This window comes from Paenarthrobacter sp. NPDC090517, from assembly GCF_044769165.1.
GTDB lineage: Bacteria > Actinomycetota > Actinomycetes > Actinomycetales > Micrococcaceae > Arthrobacter.
Genome location: NZ_JBIVXN010000002.1, coordinates 203888 through 221799, shown reverse-complemented (window position 1 = coordinate 221799; position 17912 = coordinate 203888). Strand labels below are relative to the sequence as shown.

General features: G+C 62.4%; 15 protein-coding genes. 6 read left to right on the top strand and 9 right to left on the bottom strand.

Translation table 11 applies throughout. The features are described 5' to 3' along the window. Positions 1-16: 16 nt before the first annotated feature. The 7 genes from ACIQTW_RS09815 to ACIQTW_RS09785 form a co-directional block, all read right to left on the bottom strand. A complete protein-coding gene (locus ACIQTW_RS09815) occupies positions 17-976 on the bottom strand; it encodes a carbohydrate ABC transporter permease (protein WP_402936581.1) in 960 nt (319 codons plus the stop codon). Continuing rightward, complete coding sequence (locus ACIQTW_RS09810; protein ID WP_091465247.1) at positions 976-1863, bottom strand: carbohydrate ABC transporter permease; 888 nt, start codon at positions 1861-1863, stop codon at positions 976-978. The genes ACIQTW_RS09815 and ACIQTW_RS09810 overlap by 1 nt, the downstream gene beginning before the upstream one ends. Positions 1864-1935: 72 nt before the next feature. After that, positions 1936-3213, bottom strand: a complete 1278-nt coding sequence (locus ACIQTW_RS09805) for an ABC transporter substrate-binding protein (RefSeq protein ID WP_402936579.1) — start codon at positions 3211-3213, stop codon at positions 1936-1938. 362 nt (positions 3214-3575) lie between these two features. Further along, positions 3576-3968, bottom strand: a complete 393-nt coding sequence (locus ACIQTW_RS09800) for a universal stress protein (protein ID WP_402936577.1) — start codon at positions 3966-3968, stop codon at positions 3576-3578. A gap of 60 nt (positions 3969-4028) precedes the next feature. After that, the gene (locus tag ACIQTW_RS09795) at positions 4029-5636 is read right to left on the bottom strand and encodes a tripartite tricarboxylate transporter permease (RefSeq protein ID WP_402936575.1); all 1608 of its coding nucleotides are present in this window, start codon (positions 5634-5636) and stop codon (positions 4029-4031) included. Next, positions 5636-6139 carry a tripartite tricarboxylate transporter TctB family protein gene (locus ACIQTW_RS09790; protein WP_178993304.1) on the bottom strand — a complete coding sequence of 168 codons (504 nt, stop codon included), beginning with the start codon at positions 6137-6139 and terminating at the stop codon, positions 5636-5638. Before ACIQTW_RS09790 ends, ACIQTW_RS09795 begins: the two co-directional genes overlap by 1 nt. Then, on the bottom strand, positions 6136-7140 hold the full coding sequence (locus tag ACIQTW_RS09785) for a Bug family tripartite tricarboxylate transporter substrate binding protein (RefSeq protein WP_402936573.1): 1005 nt from the start codon (positions 7138-7140) through the stop codon (positions 6136-6138). The genes ACIQTW_RS09790 and ACIQTW_RS09785 overlap by 4 nt, the downstream gene beginning before the upstream one ends. A gap of 274 nt (positions 7141-7414) precedes the next feature. Here ACIQTW_RS09785 and ACIQTW_RS09780 point away from each other — a divergent pair, with 274 nt between their 5' ends. Together ACIQTW_RS09780 and ACIQTW_RS09775 are read left to right on the top strand one after the other, a co-directional pair. Continuing rightward, a complete protein-coding gene (locus ACIQTW_RS09780; RefSeq protein ID WP_402936966.1) occupies positions 7415-9049 on the top strand; it encodes an ATP-binding protein in 1635 nt (544 codons plus the stop codon). Then, complete coding sequence (locus ACIQTW_RS09775; protein ID WP_091465257.1) at positions 9046-9714, top strand: response regulator; 669 nt, start codon at positions 9046-9048, stop codon at positions 9712-9714. The genes ACIQTW_RS09780 and ACIQTW_RS09775 overlap by 4 nt, the downstream gene beginning before the upstream one ends. Positions 9715-9729: 15 nt before the next feature. Here ACIQTW_RS09775 and ACIQTW_RS09770 read toward each other — a convergent pair whose 3' ends face one another. Together ACIQTW_RS09770 and ACIQTW_RS09765 are read right to left on the bottom strand one after the other, a co-directional pair. Then, a complete protein-coding gene (locus ACIQTW_RS09770; protein ID WP_402936571.1) occupies positions 9730-10761 on the bottom strand; it encodes an LLM class flavin-dependent oxidoreductase in 1032 nt (343 codons plus the stop codon). Between the two features lie 96 nt (positions 10762-10857). Then, positions 10858-11484: a TetR/AcrR family transcriptional regulator gene (locus ACIQTW_RS09765; protein WP_402936569.1), complete on the bottom strand. Its 627-nt coding sequence runs from the start codon at positions 11482-11484 to the stop codon at positions 10858-10860. 184 nt (positions 11485-11668) lie between these two features. Here ACIQTW_RS09765 and ACIQTW_RS09760 point away from each other — a divergent pair, with 184 nt between their 5' ends. Genes ACIQTW_RS09760 through ACIQTW_RS09745 form a run of 4 tightly spaced genes read left to right on the top strand, consistent with a single transcriptional unit; the run spans position 11669 to position 17905 of the window. Next, positions 11669-13018 (top strand): MFS transporter, encoded by a 1350-nt coding sequence (locus ACIQTW_RS09760; protein WP_402936567.1) that lies wholly within the window; start codon positions 11669-11671, stop codon positions 13016-13018. Between the two features lie 10 nt (positions 13019-13028). Next, positions 13029-15761, top strand: a complete 2733-nt coding sequence (locus ACIQTW_RS09755) for a family 78 glycoside hydrolase catalytic domain (RefSeq protein WP_402936565.1) — start codon at positions 13029-13031, stop codon at positions 15759-15761. A 54-nt stretch (positions 15762-15815) separates the two neighbouring features. Beyond that, positions 15816-17084: a glycoside hydrolase family 1 protein gene (locus ACIQTW_RS09750; RefSeq protein WP_402936563.1), complete on the top strand. Its 1269-nt coding sequence runs from the start codon at positions 15816-15818 to the stop codon at positions 17082-17084. Next, positions 17081-17905, top strand: coding sequence for an SDR family NAD(P)-dependent oxidoreductase (locus ACIQTW_RS09745; RefSeq protein WP_402936561.1), 825 nt, complete (start codon positions 17081-17083; stop codon positions 17903-17905). The genes ACIQTW_RS09750 and ACIQTW_RS09745 overlap by 4 nt, the downstream gene beginning before the upstream one ends. The last annotated feature ends 7 nt before the right edge of the window (positions 17906-17912 follow it).

Genomic DNA, 17912 nt, shown 5'->3' with positions numbered 1-17912 from the left:
AGCCTTGACCGCGCTCTTAGCCCTTGACAGCGCCGAGTGTCATGCCTGCGACGATTTTGCGCTGCAGGAGAAGGGTCAGGAGGATGACGGGGATCGAGTAGACGGCTGCGAGTGCGGTCATGGATCCCCAGTCCAGTCCGAACTGAGTCTGGAAGTTCGCGATAACCACCGGGGTTGTTTGTGAGCGGATGGCGGTCATGAGGAGGGCGAACAGGAACTCGTTCCACGAGGCCAGGAAGGCGAAGATCGCGGTGACTGCAATGCCTCCGGAGACCACAGGGATGACTACCCGCCAGAGCGCGCCGAGCCTGCTGCAGCCGTCAACTGTCGCCGCTTCCTCCAGGTCGCGGGGTACGGCCTCGAAGAAGCTGGACATGAGCCAGATGGACAGCGGCAACGAGATGGTGGTGTGGGCGATTGACAAAGCGATGGGCGCGTCCGCGAGACCTACGGAGGACATCATTGATGCCAGTGGGATGCCGATGGCCACCGGCGGGACCATGCGCGTCACCAGTGCGGCCATGATGAACACCCGGCCGCTGGGTGTCTTGTAGCGCGTGATGCCGTAGGCGGCCGGGATAGCCAGGACCAGTGACAACAGGGTGCTGATGATGGCTGTCTGCACGCTGTTGATGAACGAGGCCAGCACTCCGCTCCGGCCCAGGGCGTTGGCGTAGTTCTCCAACGTCCATTCCTTGGGGAGGATGGTGGGTGGAACGGCGATGGTGTCGATTGGCGTCTTGAACGAGGTGAACAGCAGGTACAGGAACGGGAAGCCGTACAGCACCATGGCCACCGCCAGCAGGATCCACAGGATGGTCCGGGTGCTTCGCCGTCCGGCTTCCAGCCCTTCGCGGTTGACGCCGCGGCGCTTGCGCAGGCCCTGTGTGACTTTCGACGTCGGCTGTGCGGCTTGGCTGGTCACGTCGCCCTCAGTTGCGGCTCGGTTCCGTGAAATCGCCGTCCGGGAGCTCATCAGTTGTCCTTTCCTGGCCGCCAGATGGTGGCCACCGCGAAGAATGCGACGGCGAGCATCGCCAGCAGGTAGATAGTGCCCATGGCGCTGGCCAGGCCGGGATCGCCAAAGCGAATCATGGTGCGGTAGATCAGCAGGCTCATGGTTTCGGAGGCGGACTGGGGGCCGCCGTTGGTTTGTATCAGGATGGTGTCGAAGGCGCGTGCCGCGTCGATTCCCCGGACAACCAGCGCCACTGCGATCACCGGGCGGAGGAGCGGGAGGATGATCTGGAACAGGAGGGCAGGTGCCCTGGCACCGTCCAAACGCGCAGCCTCAATGAGGTCACCGGGGATGTTCTGGAGGCCGGCGAACAGCACGAGGCACATGAAGGAGGTAGTGAGCCAAATGTCCGGTATAGCCACCGAGAACAGGACAATGTTCGGATCTGACAACCACCCGATCTGGTTCGGGTTGGAGAGGATACCCGCCTGGTGCAAGAGGGTTCCGATGAGGCCGAAGTTGTCTATCATCAGGAACTTCCACAGCAAGCCGGCAACAATCGGGGCGATCATCAACGGGTACAGGAAGACGGTCCGCCAAACCTGCGAACTGCGCCCGAGCGTGGTGAACAGGAGCGCCATTCCCAGGCCGAGGGCGAACTCGAGGGTAACTACCACCAAGGTGTAGGCGAGGGTTCGCCACCCTGCCCCCATGAAGGCTTCGGAGGCGAATGCGGTGACGTAGTTCTGGAACCCTACGAAGTCACGCGGGCCACCGGCGATAGGCGAGATCTTGAAGAAGCTGTCTGCGATGAGGCGGAACAGCGGGTAGGCCACGAATACGGCCAGGAACAACGCCGCCGGGGTCATCAGGTATAGGGCGAAGCGGCGATCGGAGATGCGCACGATTTTCTCTTCTGCTGGTTGGGGCCGCGGCCGGCACGGGGTTTATGGTTCCGGGTGCCGGCCGCGGAGTCTTTACTTGAGGAGGTCCTGGATCTGCTTCTTGGCTTCGGCCAGGAGGGTTGCGGAATCGCCGCCGGCCACTGCCTTCTGCAGGAGCGGGACCAGCACGGTGTCAACGATCTGCTGCCACTTGGCTGTTGCCGGGCGGGTGGCTGTGGCTTTGCCGTTGAGGGTTTCGATCAGTGGCTTGAAGCTCTCGTATCCGGGCTGGTCCTGGTACTTCTCGAACGCAGAGATGCGGGAGGCCAGGCCAAGGCTGGATTCAATGCCCAGACCGTTGTGGTCGTACGCGCACTTGATGAACTTCTTTGCGGAGTCTGCGTTCTTGGTGGCCTTCGGGACGGACAGGTACCAAGGTCCCGGAACACCTGCGACGCCGGCGCTGCCGCCAATCATTGATGCAGCTCCCACTTTGCCTGCCACCGGTGAATCCTTGGGGATCTGACGGTAAGCGTGGGCCCAGAAACGGGTCATGGCGGTCTTGCCCTGGTTGAACAGGTTCTGCGCTGCAGCCCAGTCAACTTGTGCAGCACCGGGAGGCGCGGACTTTGTGAGGCTTACGTAGAAGTCGAGTGCTTCTTTATGGGCTGCGTTGTCTATTACTACGTTGTCGCCGTCGAGGACCATGGGGGAGCCGGCCTGCAGGACGTGGGCAAGCCATTCAGTTTCCACGGCGCCCTTCACATCCGTGCCGTACATGCCGTCCTTGGTGAAGAATTCCGAGATGTCCTGGTACTGCTTCCATGTAGTGGGTGCAGCGAGTTCGTAGCCGTACTTTGCTTGGAAGTCGGCCTTGTTTTTGGAATCTTCGAAGAGGTCTTTGCGGTAGAGAATGATCTCGGCATTGGTCCACGCCGGAAGGCCGATGAAGTGGCCATCCACGTTTGCTTCCTTGACCAGCGCGGGGAAGATGTCCTTCTTGGCCTCATCGGTGAAGATTTCGTCGATGGGTTGGACCGCGTCCTTGAAGCTCGGAAGCCACACGGAGTCAAGTGCGGCAACGTCGAAGGAAACGTTGCCGGAGGAGAATTCACTGGAGAGCCGGTTGAACATGCCGTCGTACGGCAGTTCCACGAAGTTGACGTCGATTCCGGTGTCCTTCTTGCACTGTTCGGCAACGCCGGTGAGTTCGGCGTGACCGCCGGCTTCCACCAATACGTTGACGGTGCCTGCGGCGCTACCCGACGTTGGTGCCGGGCCCCCTGCGCCGCATCCGGTAGCCGCGAGTGCGACGGCGGTGCAGATGCCGCCAAGGGTGAGGAGCCTGGAGATGGTGTTTCGAGTGGACATCGCTGTCGACTCACTTTCTCTCGAACGGGATGGCAAGACTATTTGGGGTGAAGAATCGTTTTGCCAAAACGACTTGGCAACACTGTAGGGCTACCGGTTTGGACGTGTCAAGGGTCACTTTGCCGGGCCGTCATTGCCAAAAACGTCACGGGAATTTCGGCGTTGACAGCACTCATCAAGGCCACCTAGTGTTTTTCCCAGTCCGGCGAAGAAACGTTTTGGCAATTTTGGCCGCTTCCACCCGCTCCCATCCAGCAACTGGGTGTGGCAACTCCATCTCGGCTTTTCCTAGGAAGGCCCCACGCACGACGACGGCTGGCCACCAAAGTGACCAGCCGTCGTCGTGCGTTAAATGCCTTTACTTAGTCCGCTTTGACCGCCAGGACCGGGCAGTCTGCCTCCAGCAGGATCCGTTGGGAAACGCTGCCCATGATGAGCTTGCCTACGGGGCTGCGGCGGCGAAGGCCGATGACAATCAGAGCGGCATCATTCTCGTCGGCTGCGTCCAGGACTTCGGCAGCCGCATCATGGCCGCGGACCGGTTGCTTGATGATGTGCTGAATGCCTTGGTCAGCGAGCCGGTCCTCGATGCTCTGGATGTCCGGCTCCTGGGCGTAACGGTTGTCCACCAGGGCGTCGCCCTTGGAGGAGTTGATGACCAGCAGGGTGTCATTGCTCTTCTTGGCCTCGGCGATGGCCTGCGTCAACGCAGCTTCGCCTTCCGGTGTGGGGACGTATCCCACCACGATGGTCATGGTTTCTCCTTGTTGGCTTTGGTTGTTGGGGAGGCGGCTGGCACATTGCCAGGCGCCAGGCTAGCCGTCGCTTCCGCCGTCGCCGTCTGCTGTTCCGTCGGCGCGGTGGCTGCCGTGGCTGACGCCGCCGGCTTCCTTCGGGGCTGTGGCGCCGGAGTTACCCGGGATCACTGTGGCTGCAACGGGACGGTTGCGGCGGATGAGCTTGAAGATCAGCGGCCAGGCCAGGATGAGCGCCACGATGATGTAAACCACGATCGCGATGGGCTCGCTGAACAGGCCAGCGGGATCGCCGGCGCTCAGCTGCAGCGTCTTGCGGAGCTGGCCCTCAATGCGCGGGCCCAGGATGACGCCGAGGATCAGGGGCAGGACCGGAAGCCCGAAGCGCCGCATCATGAATCCGAGGGCACCGAGTACCAGCAGGATCACAAGATCGAAGGCCTGCAGGTTGACCGAGTAGGCACCCAAGGTAGCGAAGAAAAGGATGCCCGCGTAGAGGTAGGGGCGGGGGAGTTGCAGCAGCTTAGCCCAGACAGGCGCCAAGGGCAGGTTGATGAGCAGGAGCAGGAAGTTGCCGATGAAGAGGCTCGCAATGAGTGCCCACACAAGCGGTCCTTCGCTGGAGAACAGCTGCGGCCCGGGCTGGATGCCGTAGGACGTAAAGGCTGCAAGCATGACGGCGGCTGTTGCGTTGGTGGGGAGGCCGAGTGCGAGCAACGGGGTCATGGTTCCGGCGGCGGCAGCATTGTTGGCCGCCTCGGGTCCGGCGACGCCTTCAATAGCGCCCTTGCCGAACTCTTCCGGGTGCTTGGTGAGCCGTTTCTCTGTGACGTAGGAGAGGAACGTGGGGATCTCGGCGCCACCGGCGGGCAGGGCACCGAACGGGAAGCCGAAGGCGGTGCCGCGAAGCCAGGGCTTCCAGGAACGGCCCCAGTCCTTCTTGCCCATCCAAGGACGACCCACCGGGATGACGTGAAGCGGCGTGCGACGCAGGTGGGCCGCGACCCAGAGGGCTTCACCCACGGCGAAGATCGCGACGGCGACCACCACAATGTCCAAACCGTCCACCAACAGCGGCTGGCCGAAGGTCAGGCGGCGTTGGCCGGTCACGGAGTCGATGCCTACCAGCCCGATGGCCAAACCAAGGGCCAGCGAAGCGAAGCCGCGGAGCCTGGACGAGCCAAGCACGGCGGTCACCGCGAGCAGTGCGAGGACCATGATGGCGAAGTAGCTGGGAGCGCCCAGACTGACGGCAAATTGCACCACGATGGGCGCGAAGACCGCCAGTAGCGCGGTGCCGATGGTTCCGGCGATGAACGAGCCGATGGCCGCGGTGGCAAGCGCCTGTGCGGCCCTGCCGGCTTTGGCCATCTTGTTGCCTTCGATGGCAGTCACCACCGACGACGATTCGCCTGGTGTGTTGAGGAGGATGGAAGTGGTGGAACCGCCGAACATGCCGCCGTAGTAGATGCCGGCGAACATGATGAAGGCACTGGTGGGCTCCAAGGCGGCGGTGACCGGAAGCAGCAACGCCACAGTCATGGCCGGGCCCAGCCCGGGGAGGACGCCGACGGCGGTGCCCAAGAGTACGCCGATCACGGCGAACAAGAGGTTCATGGGGGTCAGGGCGGTCGCGAAACCGTCCATCAGGGAGGACCAGACGTCCATTAGAGGATTCCTTCCAGGAGCCCGGCCGGCAATGCGATGCCCAGGCCGAGGTAGAAGCCGTAGAAGGTCAGCAAGGACAGTGCGACGGAAATAAGGCCGTCACGAATGTAGCGACGACTGCCGAGTGCCAGCACGCTGCCCCAGAAGAGGACGGTTCCGGAAATGACCCAGCCGGCCCAGTCGATGAGCAGGATGTTCAGGATGAAAGCTCCGGCCAGCGGAAGGACAGTCTTCCAATCGGCAGGGTGTGCCAGGTCAACGTCTTCGCCGCCCTCGGCCTCACCCTTGCCGCCGCGGAGGACGTTGATGGCAAGCAAAACAGCGCAGACGATCAGCAGACCGGACACAATGAACGGGACGGTCTTGGGGCCTACCGGGTCCGACTGCGAGTACGGGGTGACCAGGCCGTTCGCGTCCAGGAAGACCAGGACGCCGACCACGCCGAGCAGGAGGGCTACCCCCAGCTCGGCGCGGCCTTTCAGGCCTGTGGCTAAGGAGCTCACGCCAACCCGAGCTTGGTCAGGACGTCCGCCACCCGCTTGTCCTGGTCTGTCAGGAACGTCTGGAATTCGTCGCCGGTTACGAAAGCGTCGGACCAGCTGTGGGTCTTGAGCGCTTCCTTCCAGCCTGCGGAGGCGTGCATCTTCTCAAGGGCGGCGATCAGGGATTTCTTGTCGTCCTCGCTGATGCCCGGAGGGGCCACAATGCCGCGCCAGTTGGTGAAGACGAGGTCAATGTTGGATTCCTTCAGCGTAGGAGCGTCCACACCTTCCAAGCGGTTCTCGCCACTGGTGGCCAGGACTCGGATCTCGCCGGACTTGATCTGCTGCAGGTACTCGCCGGCGCCGGAAGCGGCGAAGCCGAGCTTGTTACCGAGGATGGCGGGGAGGAGGTCGCCACCGCCGTCGTAAGAGACGAAGTTGACCTTGGTGGCATCGATGCCAACCGCGCCGGCCAGCTGCATGGGCAGGAGGTGGTCCGGGCCGCCGGGCGATGAACCGCCGCCAACTGCGATGGAGCCGGGGTTGGCCTTCCACGCCGTTACCAAGTCATCGATGGTCTTGTACGGGGAGTCCTTGCTGACCATGATGGCGCCGGGTTCCTCGATGAGCTTTGCCAGAGGGGTGGTCTCCGTCAGCTTCGACTCGGACTTGTTGGTATAACTTGCTCCAACAACGCCCAGGCCCATAAGCATGGTGAGGTCGCCGTTGCCCTTTTCATTGACGATGCGGGCAAGGCCCACCGTGCCGCCGGCGCCGGCAAGGTTGAATACCTCGGTGTTGGTGGAGATCTTCTCGTCGTCCAGTACCTTGGCGGCTGCCCGGGCGGTGGTGTCGTAGCCACCGCCGGGAGTGTTTGGAACCATGATCTGGAGTCCGGTGATAGGTCCTGCTGCACCGGTGCTGTCAGAACCGGTGGACTTACCTGTGGCACCGCAGCCCGTGGCCATCAGGGCGATGCCGGCGGCGACGGCGGCGATTCGCAATGCGCGGATCTGGCGCATGGTGTTCCTCTTCTCATCATCGAAAATTCGGTGTAGGGCGATCAGCGTTGTGCCCCGTTGATTTGATGCTAGGCGCGTAAGTGACAGGGATCACTCTTGTGTTCGCAGTGATCTTTAAGTTCATTGCGTTCACGGGTTTCTGTGGTCTGAGCTGGTCTTTCGTGCCGCTGGGGTATAGTTCCGATACGCCACGGGGGAAGCTGTTGTCCGCCCCTCCGATCACCGGCACCACCAAAGGAACCCAGCAGTGACCCGACTGACTCGAAGAAGAGGCATGTCCCTGGCAGGGCAGTACCTTGTGCTGCAGTTGCTGATCGTCCTGGCAGTTCTTGTTGCCGTTGTCGCCATTTCCTTAGCCCAATCCGCCGCTACCTTCGAACGGAACGAAGGACGCCGTGCACTGCTGGCTGCTGAAGCATTAGGCAGCAACCCCACTGTCCGCGCGTTGCTCCCGGAGGCCGAACCGCGTGTCGGTTCAGCACTCCCTGCCGTGGCCGAATCCGTGCGCACCGTTTCGGGATCATCGCATGTGGCCCTCGCCAAACTTGACGGCACCGTAGTGGCATCATCGGATCCCAGCCTGTTGGGCCAACCCCTACCGCTGGGTGAGAGCCAAGTGATGGAAGGGCGCGCCTGGACAGGTGTCCTGCCAGGCAGCAGCGGCGCCGTGCTGTCCGCCCACGTCCCCGTCCTGGACGATTCCGGAAAAGTTATCGGCGTCGCATCCATCAGCAGGAACTACCCATCCACCATTGAGCGACTAGGCGATGCCGTTCCCAACCTGCTCACCTATCTGGGTGTCGCCAGCGTCCTGGGCGTCGCAGGATCCCTCCTGTTGTCCCGCCGCGTTAAACGGCAAACCCTGGGCATGGAACCGAGGGAGATTACCGGTCTCGTGGAGAATCGTGAAGCGATGCTGCAGGGCTTGAAGGAAGGCGTGGTCGCTTTGGATCCACACGAGCGGATCACGGTGGCCAATGAAAGCGCCAGGCAACTTCTAGGCCTGCCACCGGATTGTGTGGGAAAGAAGTTGCGTTCCCTCCACGTAGACCCTGCGCTGAAAATAGTCCTCACCCGCGAACAGTCAGACGCGGATCAATTGGTCCTCGTGGGGGAGCGGCTGGTGGTCATGAACCGCGTTGCCCTGCGTTCCCACGGACGCGACATCGGTTCCGTCACCACGTTGAGGGACCGGACCGAGCTGTCCTCCCTGGAGAGTGAACTCGGCGCCACCAAGACCGTCACCGATACTTTGAGGGCCCAGGCGCACGAGTTTGCAAACCAACTCCACGTCATCTCCGGCCTGATCCAGATTGGCGAATACGATTCCGTGGTTCAGTTCGTCAACGGAGCCACCGTGGACCGGACGCGGCTCAACGACGACGTCACCAGCCGCATCGAGGACCCCGCGCTCGCAGCCCTGCTGATCGCCAAGGCCAGCCTGGCAACGGAGCGCGGAGTGGAGCTGAAGCTGGACCCGAAGTCCGCGCTGCCACGCGTCAACGAGGAACTGTCCCGCGACCTCACCACCGTGGTGGGAAACCTGGTGGATAACGCGTTCGACGCCGTCACTGGACTTCCCGGGGCCTCGGTCCAAGTGCTGGTGGTTAACTCGGGTGACGCCGTCACGGTAACCGTCCGGGACAACGGTCCCGGTGTTCCTTCCGACTCTGCGGAGGACATTTTCCGGCAAGGCTTCTCCACAAAAGAGCCCGGACCGGGCGACGCACGGGGGTTTGGGTTGGCGTTGTCACGGGTGATCTGCCGGCGCTCCGGAGGTGACCTGACGGTGTCCAATGATGACGGGGCAGTGTTCACTGCACGCTTCAACAAAAACACCTCTAACTCGGACAAACCCGACTCCGTCTCCAACAAGCTCGACTCCACGAAGGGGACAACGCAGCCATGATCAAGGTACTGATCGTCGACGACGATTTCATGGTGGCGAAGGTCCATGCCGGGTTCATCCAGCGGACGCCGGGCTTCGGGGTGGTGGGAGTGGCGCACACGGGGGCCCAGGCCCTGGTGGAAACGCAAAGGCTCCAGCCCGACCTCGTGTTGCTGGACATCCATCTCCCGGATATCAACGGACTGGAGCTCATGCACCAGCTCCGCGATGTTGCTCCGGACCTCGATGTACTGGTGATCAGCGCTGCCCGCGAAGTGGAAACCGTCCGAAAGGCCTTGCGCGGCGGGATCGTCCACTACCTCATCAAGCCCTTTTCCCAAGCTGACCTGCAGGAGAGGCTGGAGCATTACCTCAGTGCTTACCAAGGCTTGGACGCTTCCAAAGTGGAGGCCGAGCAGTCCGACGTGAATCGTGTCTTCGGCTTGGGCGTTTCAGAGCGGACCCTGCCCAAAGGTTGCAGCGTTGAGACACTTGAACTTGTTGAATCAGCACTGAAAACCGCGCCGGGTGACCTCTCTGCCGCCGAGCTCGCCGAGCAGCTGGGTACCTCCCGCGTGAGCGCCAGGCGTTACCTTGAGTACCTCCACGACGAGGGGGCGCTGGAGGTCAGACTCAAGTACGGCGTCGGACGCCCTGAACGGCGATACGTGCTGAAGGGGCGGTGATCCTGGGCTCTGCATTTAGTCGGTCGGTTTCCATCCCAAAGCCGGGCCCAGTTTTGCCGCGATGTCGTTGAGGATCTGCACATAGTCCTCGTGGTCGAAGCTGAAGGGCAGTGCGAACGCCACCTCGTCCACTTCCTGGAAACCAGCATGGGCGTAAAGTTGCTCGGCGATTTCGTCGCTGGTGCCGATCAGATCCTTCGCGAACATCATGCCCTTGGGGCCCTGCGGAGCCTCTGTGCGGGGAGTCCGTTCATCGACGTACCGCTGGTACTTCTCCTTCTGGGTGCTCGAAGCGGAATCGGTAGGGATCACCACTAAGCCCTGCGACGCCCTGGCAGTATTTCCGGACGCGTGGGCGGCGTGGCGGTATGCCCGAATCTGCGATTGTTGGACTCTTGCGAAGTCCGGTTCCTGATCCTTGTCGGGAAAAATGACACTGCTGGATAGTAGGTTGAAGCCGTTTGTCCCTGCCCAAACGGCCGACTTCATGCTTCCCGCCCCGTACCAAAGACGGCTGCGCAGTCCGGGGGAGTGCGGCTCCACCCGGTTGGAGAATTCCTCCACAACACCCTGCTTGCCGGAGAAGTCCCGGACCTTTTCGCCGGCGACCAGGCGGGCGAACCGGTCTACGCGGTCATAGCTGAAGTCTTCGACATCCCAGGAGTCGGCGTATAGATGGTGCTTCACGGTGTCGTAGTGCATCGGTTCACCCACGCTCAGGCCCGGATTAATCCGTCCCCCGGCAAGCAGATCCACGGTTGCCAGGTCCTCCGCCAGCCGCAGCGGGTTTTCCCAGCCCAGCGGGGTTACGGCGGTGCCGAGCTCAATCCTGGACGTGCGCTGGCTGGCGGCGGCCATCACCGCGACAGGGGAGGAGATGCCGAACTGTAGATGGCGGTGGCGTAACCAGGCGCTGTCGAATCCCAATTGCTCGCCGAGCTCGATGATCTCCAACGTCGACCGGTGGCCGGCCGCAGGGTCGGCCGGGTCGAACAGGCCAATAGTCAGAAATCCAAGCTTGCGGAGGGGTCGTTCAGGGCTGGGCATGGCATTCCTTCGCGTTTGGCGGGCGGCTACTGCCCAGAATAAGTGCCGGTACCAACGACGACGGCGGGAGGTTACCTTTTGTGATGGGCGGAGGTCCTATGCCGCGTCCGGGGAGGCGATGAACCGCATCAGTGTGTCCATGAGGTGAAGCGTTTCGCGTTCGGGGTCCAGGAGGAACTGGATGCGGAGGCCGTCCACCATGGCCATCACCATGGTGACTTTGTCATCGGCGGTCAGTTCCTGGCTGTCTTCGGTGGTGGCCAGCTTCTTGCTGGTGAAGTGTTCGCGCATCTTAGCGCGCCGGGAAATGAAGAAGTCGTGCGCCGGGTGGTTGGGGTTGGTAGCGGCGATAGTGATGGCCAGCCAGTTCCGGAGATGCTCCGGGTGTGCGAACTCTTCCTGGAGGATGCTGCTCAGCACTTTTTCGCGGGGAACTTTTGATTCCAGGATGCGGTTGGCGAGTTCGGCGTCGTCGAGGTCCCGCTGGGCAAGGGCGGCCAGCAGGAGCTCGTCCTTGGTAGCGAAGTGGCGCAGGAGTGCGGCGTGGGTGACGCTGGCGCGGGAGGCGATGTCCCTGAGGCTGGCCCGTTCGTAGCCATGCTCAGCAAAGCTGGCCGATGCGGCCCGGACTATTTCGGCCCGCCTGGCCGGAGTGGTGGCGTAAGGTCCGCGACGGCGGGACGCTTGTTTTGTCCCGGTTGCCTGCTCGGTAGTTGTGGTCACTGCGCCAACCTTCTTTCCTAGCTACGGGCAATTTCTCCGGGGGTCTTGTCAATTGTAACCACGGTGACTACTATTCACGAATAGTAACCATAGTGGTTACTCTTTACTTGGTTCGACGATGTCGTCGCAGGGCCATGCTGGAGATGCCACCAGCGGGGCGACCACTTTCTTGAAGGAGTCATTGGTGACTACGAACAATCACGAGGCGCCCAGCCTCGCCGGGGGCGTTGCCGCCGCCCAGCCGGTCCCCGGCAACCAGCCCCCAACCGCGGACCCGAGCACCCAGCTGTTGGAGGAACCGCAGAGTCCCGTCAGCAGGAGTTACATCTTTTGGCTGATGCTCGCCAGTTTCGGAGCGTCCATTGCCATGATGGTGCCGCTTTCCTACGGCATCGCTGTAAGGATCACTGAACTCGCCCCTGGCCAGGAACAGGTACTGGGCTTCATCACTGGCATAGCCCAGCTGGTCTACCTGATTATCAGCCCTATTGTTGGGATCTGGAGCGACCGGACGAGGTCCCGCTTTGGCCGCCGCAGCCCCTTTATCTTCCTGGGTACGGCCATCGGCCTGGCTGGCTTGGTAGTCATGGGTCTGGCGCCCAACCTGCTGATAGTAGGAACCGGATGGATCCTTGGCATGTCCGGTTGGTCGATTTCCGGCGCTGCCATCCAGAACCTGATGGCGGACAAATTGCCGGAAGCACAGCGCGGACGGGTCTCAGCCCTGACAGGCCTCATGACCCAAATCGCCCCCGTTTTGGGCATCGGTGTTGCCTACGCTGTCTCTTCAAACACCCTCTTGGTCTTTGTGGTCCCGGGTGTCATTGGCGCAGTACTCCTGGCACTCTTCCCGCTCATCAAGCCGGAGGGCAGCTCCAAGGACGTGGTGGTTGATTCGCAGGTAACGTTCCGCTCGGTGGTTGCCAGCTACGGCTTCAGCGTCCGGAAGTACCCCGATTTCGCGTGGAACTGGTTGGGCCGTTTTGTCTTCTTTATGGGCCTGTACTTCAACACCACTTTCGGCACGTTCTTCTACGCACAGCGCCTTGGACTCCCTGTTCGTGAGGTCGCCGGAGTGGTGGCGACCATCGGCATGTTGGGCGTCGTGGCCGCAGCAGCGGGTGCCCTGTTGGGCGGGTTCCTCTCCGACAAGCTCCGGCGGCGCAGGCTGTTCGTCATCATCGCGGCGCTGATCTTCGTGGCCGGCGCTTTGGCTGAGGCTTTCGCCTGGTCATTGCCGCAGCTGATCATTGGTGCGGTCCTCATGCAGACTGCCATCGCGGTGTTTGCCACCGTTGATCAAGCCATCATCTTCGCCATCCTGCCCAACCGCACGGAAACTGCCCGCTACATGGCGGTAGTGGCCTTCGCGCAGAAGATCCCCAGCGCAGTGGCGCCCCTGATCGCCTCGGTCATCATCACCATTGGCATCACGGGAACGGACAAGAACTACACCTTCCTCTATCTGGCCGGCGCTGTCCTGGCACTGCTTGGCGGGCTGGTCATCGCCCTCAAGGTCAAGTCCGTCCGGTAGGGATGCGCCGATGAAAACAGCATTGAAGAAGGAAGAAGGAATCACTATGGACACCATGCCTTTCGGGCTCGAGGTGGATAGTGGCGGTGACCAGTTTCCCGTCACGGGACCTGCCCCGCGCTTGTCTTGGAAAATAGCCCCCGGAGTATCGGCTGTTGCCTACCAACTGGAAGCAACGGTCGACGGCGTGGCGCAGCCACTTGCGACTGCCACTGGTCGCCTCTACGTACCTTGGCCTTGGGCTGAACTGCGCAGCAGGCAGCAGGTGACCTGGCGGGTTCGCGTAGCGGAACCAGCGGCCGCTTGGTCGGCGTGGTCCGCTTTTGAGGCGGGACTTTTCGACGCCGACTGGACGGCCTTGTGGGTTTCTCCGGTGGAAGGGGAGGACAAGCCATACGGCCAGCGTCCTGCGCACGTGCTTGCTACGGAGTTTGACCTTGCTGCCGGCGGAACGGACATGACAACCGCCCCTGCTGTGGTCTCGACCCGACTCTACGCCACAGCGTTGGGTGTCTACACTGCCACGATCAACGGCCAACGGGCAGGTACAGCGGAACTTTCGCCCGGGTCGACGTCGTACGACCGTACTCTCTACGCCCAAGCGGCAGACGTGACGTCCTTGATCCGGGCAGGCCGCAACCGGATGGAGATCGAGCTTTCGGATGGCTGGTACCGGGGCCAAGTGGGGGCCTTCCGGCATCCGGCCCAATGGGGAACACAGCTGGGAGCCCGGGCCGAGCTGCACATCGAATTCGCCGATGGATCCCACCGGGTGATTGGCACGGACGACACGTGGACCAGCGCACCTTCCTCCACTACCCGTGCGGACCTCATGGAAGGGCAAACGGTGGACCTTATGGTTCCGTCCGTGGCGCCGTCCAAGGTGTTGGTGAACCGGGTTATCGCTCCGGGAATCGAGTGGTCGCCCGCTCCACCGGTCAGGGTGATCCAGTCGCGTCCACCGTACAGTCTTCATGAACTGCGCCCCGGTGTGTGGATCGCCGACTTTGGCCAGAACGCTTCCGGATGGATCCGTCTTGAAGTTTCCGGAGGCGCGGGTGCTCGCACCGTCATCGAATATGGCGAACACCTTGGCCCTGACGGGGACCTGTCAACCTCACACCTTGACTCGCATCGGCCGGGTGAGCCAGCACGGATCTTTTCGCAACGGGATGAAGTAATAGCCGGGACCGGGGATGCTGTGTTTGAACCACGGCACACTGTCCACGGGTTCCAGTACGCCCGCATCACGCGGGAGGACCCCACACCATTAAGTCCTGCCGCCATCACCATGCAGGTTGTCCACACTGACCTGCCGCGGGCCGGTGAATTTTCCTGCAGCGACGAGGACCTCAATGCCCTGCACAGGATCGGCGAGTGGAGCTTCCTGGGTAATGCGGTGGATGTTCCCACAGATTGCCCCACGCGTGAGCGCCTGGCATGGACCGGCGACTACCAAGTGTTCATTTCCACAGCTACCCGGCTGCGGGACGTGCTGGGTTTCAGTCGCAAGTGGTTGCAATCCGTTCGCGATGACCAGCTCGACGACGGACGCATCGCCAACTTTTCTCCCGATGGCCGCCAAATCAAAAACCATCTGGACGACCAGTTCGCCATGATGACCGGTTCCGCCGGATGGGGAGACGCCATAGTCGCAGTTCCATGGGAGCTGTACGAGGCCTACGGAGACGAGGCGGTTCTTGCCGAAAACTGGGAGGCCATGGTCCGGTGGGTCCAGTGGGCCTTGGAGATGGCACGGACAACCCGCCATCACGAACGCCTGAAAGCGTCGCCTGCACCCGAGCCCTACGAGCAGTACCTGTGGGACGGCACTTTCCACTGGGGCGAATGGACTGAGCCCAAAAAGCGCGACGCCGAGGGGCGCCTGATTGACCCCGTCCAGGACAACCCCATGGCCTGGTTCATGGAAGACAAGGGAGAGGTTGGCACCGCTTACCTGTACCGGTCGGCGGCGACTCTTGGCTGCATCGCTGAGGTTCTGGGACGGACGGAGGATGCAGCGAAGTACACAAACATCGCAGAAGCCGTCCGCGATGCGTGGCGTCTTGCGTACCTTCGGGAAGACGGGACGACGGCCGCCGATACCCAGGCCAGCTACGTAAGGGCGTTGTCCTTCGGGCTGTTTCCCGCAGAGCGGCGCCAGCAGGCCGCAGACCGGCTGGTTGAGCTGATCCGTGCCGCAGGAACCCACCTCGGTACGGGCTTCCTCTCCACAGGCGACCTATTACCTGTCCTCGTCGAAGCAGGGCGACCCGATGTTGCCTACGAGCTCCTTTTCCAGCGCACGGCGCCGTCCTGGCTATCCATGGTGGACAAAGGTGCCACAACCATTTGGGAGTCGTGGGAAGGGCTGGACGAGCACGGGGATGCCCACGATTCCCTCAACCACTACAGCAAGGCCACAGTCCTTAGGTTCCTGCATGAGCACACGCTGGGACTGAGGCAGGCGCCGGGATCAGTCGCGTGGCGCTCCATCGTGATCGCCCCGACGCTGGCCCCGGGAATCACGTGGGCGAAGGGAACGCACGAGTCCCCGCAGGGCACCATCCGTGTGCACTGGCAGCTCGACGGCGACCACCTGCGGATCGATGCCGACATTCCGGCCGAAACAGAAGCGCGCATTGTCTTTCCGGACGGCTCCGAACACCTGGCAGGACCGGGCCGTTTCCGGGCCACCGCGCCCCTACCCACGCACGAACCGCAGGCTGTTCCGGTCGTTTGACCCGGTCCACCCAATCACAGCAAACCCACTGACTTACGAAAGATGAGGACCCTCATGACCACTTTCCCTGAGAATTTTCTCTGGGGTGCGGCAACCGCCGGCCACCAGATCGAAGGCAACAACGTCAACAGCGATTGGTGGGCACGCGAACTGACCATGCCGGGCATGGAGCTCTCCGGAGACGCCTGCGACAGCTACCACCGCTACCGCGAAGACATCGACCTCCTGGCCGACGCCGGCCTGGGCTCCTACCGCTTCAGCCTTGAGTGGTCACGCATTGAACCTGCGCCCGGTGCCTTCTCCAGGGCCGAGCTTGCCCATTACCGCCGCATGATTGAGCACTGCTTCGCCCGGAACGTCACCCCAGTGGTCACCTTGCAGCACTTCACCACGCCGCAGTGGTTCGCGAACGACGGCGGCTGGTTGGCTGAGGACGCTTCGGAAAAGTTCCAGCGGTACGTCACGGCGGCTACCACCATCCTGGACGGCGTGGAGTGGGTGGTCACCATGAACGAACCCAATATGCAGGCCGCGATCATGACGGCCATGCGCCGCATGCAGCAGAGCCAAGGCGCCGAGTGGCAAAGCCCCACCGTCGAAGGAGGCGAGGAAAAGAAACAAACACACAGCGACTTCCTCACCTACGCAGATCCCGAGATCGGGCGGGCATTCACAGCCATCCACCATGCTGCGCGCGACATTGTCCGCGCCCACACCGGTGCGAAGGTCGGTTGGACCATCGCCGCAGGGGCGCTCACTGCCGCTCCGGGCGGGGAAGAGAAGCTTCTTGAGATCCGCTACGGCAAGGAAGACGTCTATTGGGAAGGCAGCCGCGGCGATGACTTTGTTGGCGTGCAGGCCTATTCAAGTCAGGAAGTGGATGCCAATGGACTGGTGCCCCACCCGGTCCTCCCGGACAACACCCTGGTCGGCACCTCCTACCGTCCCGATGCGCTCGCCATGGCGGTACGTCATGCGTGGGCGGTGACAGGAGGTGTGCCGGTGATGGTCACCGAAAACGGCATCGCAACGGCCGACGACAACCAGCGGATCCGGTACACCACAGAGGCGCTGCAAGGTCTGCACCAGGCAATGAATGACGGCATCGACGTCCGCGGCTATCTCCACTGGTCCTTGCTGGACAACTTCGAGTGGGGCCACTGGGAGCCCACCTTTGGCCTGATCGCCGTGGACCGGGAGACCTTTGTCCGCACACCCAAGCCGAGCCTCGCCTGGCTGGGAAGTGTCGCCCAAGCCAACCGACTCGATCAGGCCAACCAGCTCACTCCGGCAAGTCAGGTCAATGCGGCGGCGACCGTATGAGCACGGCCTTTGCTGATGCCTCACTGACCCCTGTCAGGGACCTGCTTTCCCTCGCTGGACGCAGGGCTGTCATCACCGGTGCTGCCCAAGGACTGGGCAAAGCGATCGCGTTGCGCCTGGCCGAAGCAGGGTCGGACGTTCTTGTCGGAGACCTCGACGGCGAACGAGCGCGGGAAGCTGCGGAGGAGATCGCTGCACGTTTTCCGGTCTGTTCCTACGGAGTCGACATGGACGTGGCTAGTTCGGAATCCGTGCGCACTGCCGCTTCAGCTGCCGTTGCTGAACTGGGAGGCATCGACATCTGGGTCAATAACGCGGGGATCTTTCCCAGCACACCGGTCCTTGAAACTCAGGACGAAGAGTGGGAGAACGTGTTCGCCGTCAACACCCGAGGGGTGTTCAACGGTTCCCGCGAGGCCGCACGCCACATGGCCGGTGGCGGGGTGATCATCAACATCGTCTCCACGGCCGGTTTTGAGGGAACGGCCCCGGGCCTTGCCTCCTACGTGGGGTCCAAGCATGCTGTTCGCGGCATGACCAAGCAGATGGCGCTTGAGTTCGCACCCTTGGGAATCAGGGTGCTGGGAGTAGCCCCCACCTTCGTACCCACTGAGGGCACCATGGCCGCAGCCGCCACGCTACGAGCCGGGGACTCTGGTCCGACGCCGGACTCCGGGGCCGCCGCAGTCATGGCCGGCAGCCTCATGGGACGGCTGGGAACACCGGACGACATTGCACGCGTAGTGCTGTTCTGCGCCAGTGATTTGTCCACGATCATGACAGGCAGCACGCTTCTGGCGGACGCTGGCAAGACCATCTGAGGACACC

Bases quoted from the DNA above. Each gene is read 5' to 3' on its own strand.
- ACIQTW_RS09815 (WP_402936581.1), bottom strand. From the start codon at position 976: ATGAGCTCCCGGACGGCGATTTCACGGAACCGAGCCGCAACTGAGGGC.
- ACIQTW_RS09805 (WP_402936579.1), bottom strand. From the start codon at position 3,213: ATGTCCACTCGAAACACCATCTCCAGGCTCCTCACCCTTGGCGGCATC.
- ACIQTW_RS09800 (WP_402936577.1), bottom strand. From the start codon at position 3,968: ATGACCATCGTGGTGGGATACGTCCCCACACCGGAAGGCGAAGCTGCG.
- ACIQTW_RS09795 (WP_402936575.1), bottom strand. From the start codon at position 5,636: ATGGACGTCTGGTCCTCCCTGATGGACGGTTTCGCGACCGCCCTGACC.
- ACIQTW_RS09785 (WP_402936573.1), bottom strand. From the start codon at position 7,140: ATGCGCCAGATCCGCGCATTGCGAATCGCCGCCGTCGCCGCCGGCATC.
- ACIQTW_RS09780 (WP_402936966.1), top strand. From the start codon at position 7,415: ATGTCCCTGGCAGGGCAGTACCTTGTGCTGCAGTTGCTGATCGTCCTG.
- ACIQTW_RS09775 (WP_091465257.1), top strand. From the start codon at position 9,046: ATGATCAAGGTACTGATCGTCGACGACGATTTCATGGTGGCGAAGGTC.
- ACIQTW_RS09770 (WP_402936571.1), bottom strand. From the start codon at position 10,761: ATGCCCAGCCCTGAACGACCCCTCCGCAAGCTTGGATTTCTGACTATT.
- ACIQTW_RS09755 (WP_402936565.1), top strand. From the start codon at position 13,029: ATGAAAACAGCATTGAAGAAGGAAGAAGGAATCACTATGGACACCATG.
- ACIQTW_RS09750 (WP_402936563.1), top strand. From the start codon at position 15,816: ATGACCACTTTCCCTGAGAATTTTCTCTGGGGTGCGGCAACCGCCGGC.
- ACIQTW_RS09745 (WP_402936561.1), top strand. From the start codon at position 17,081: ATGAGCACGGCCTTTGCTGATGCCTCACTGACCCCTGTCAGGGACCTG.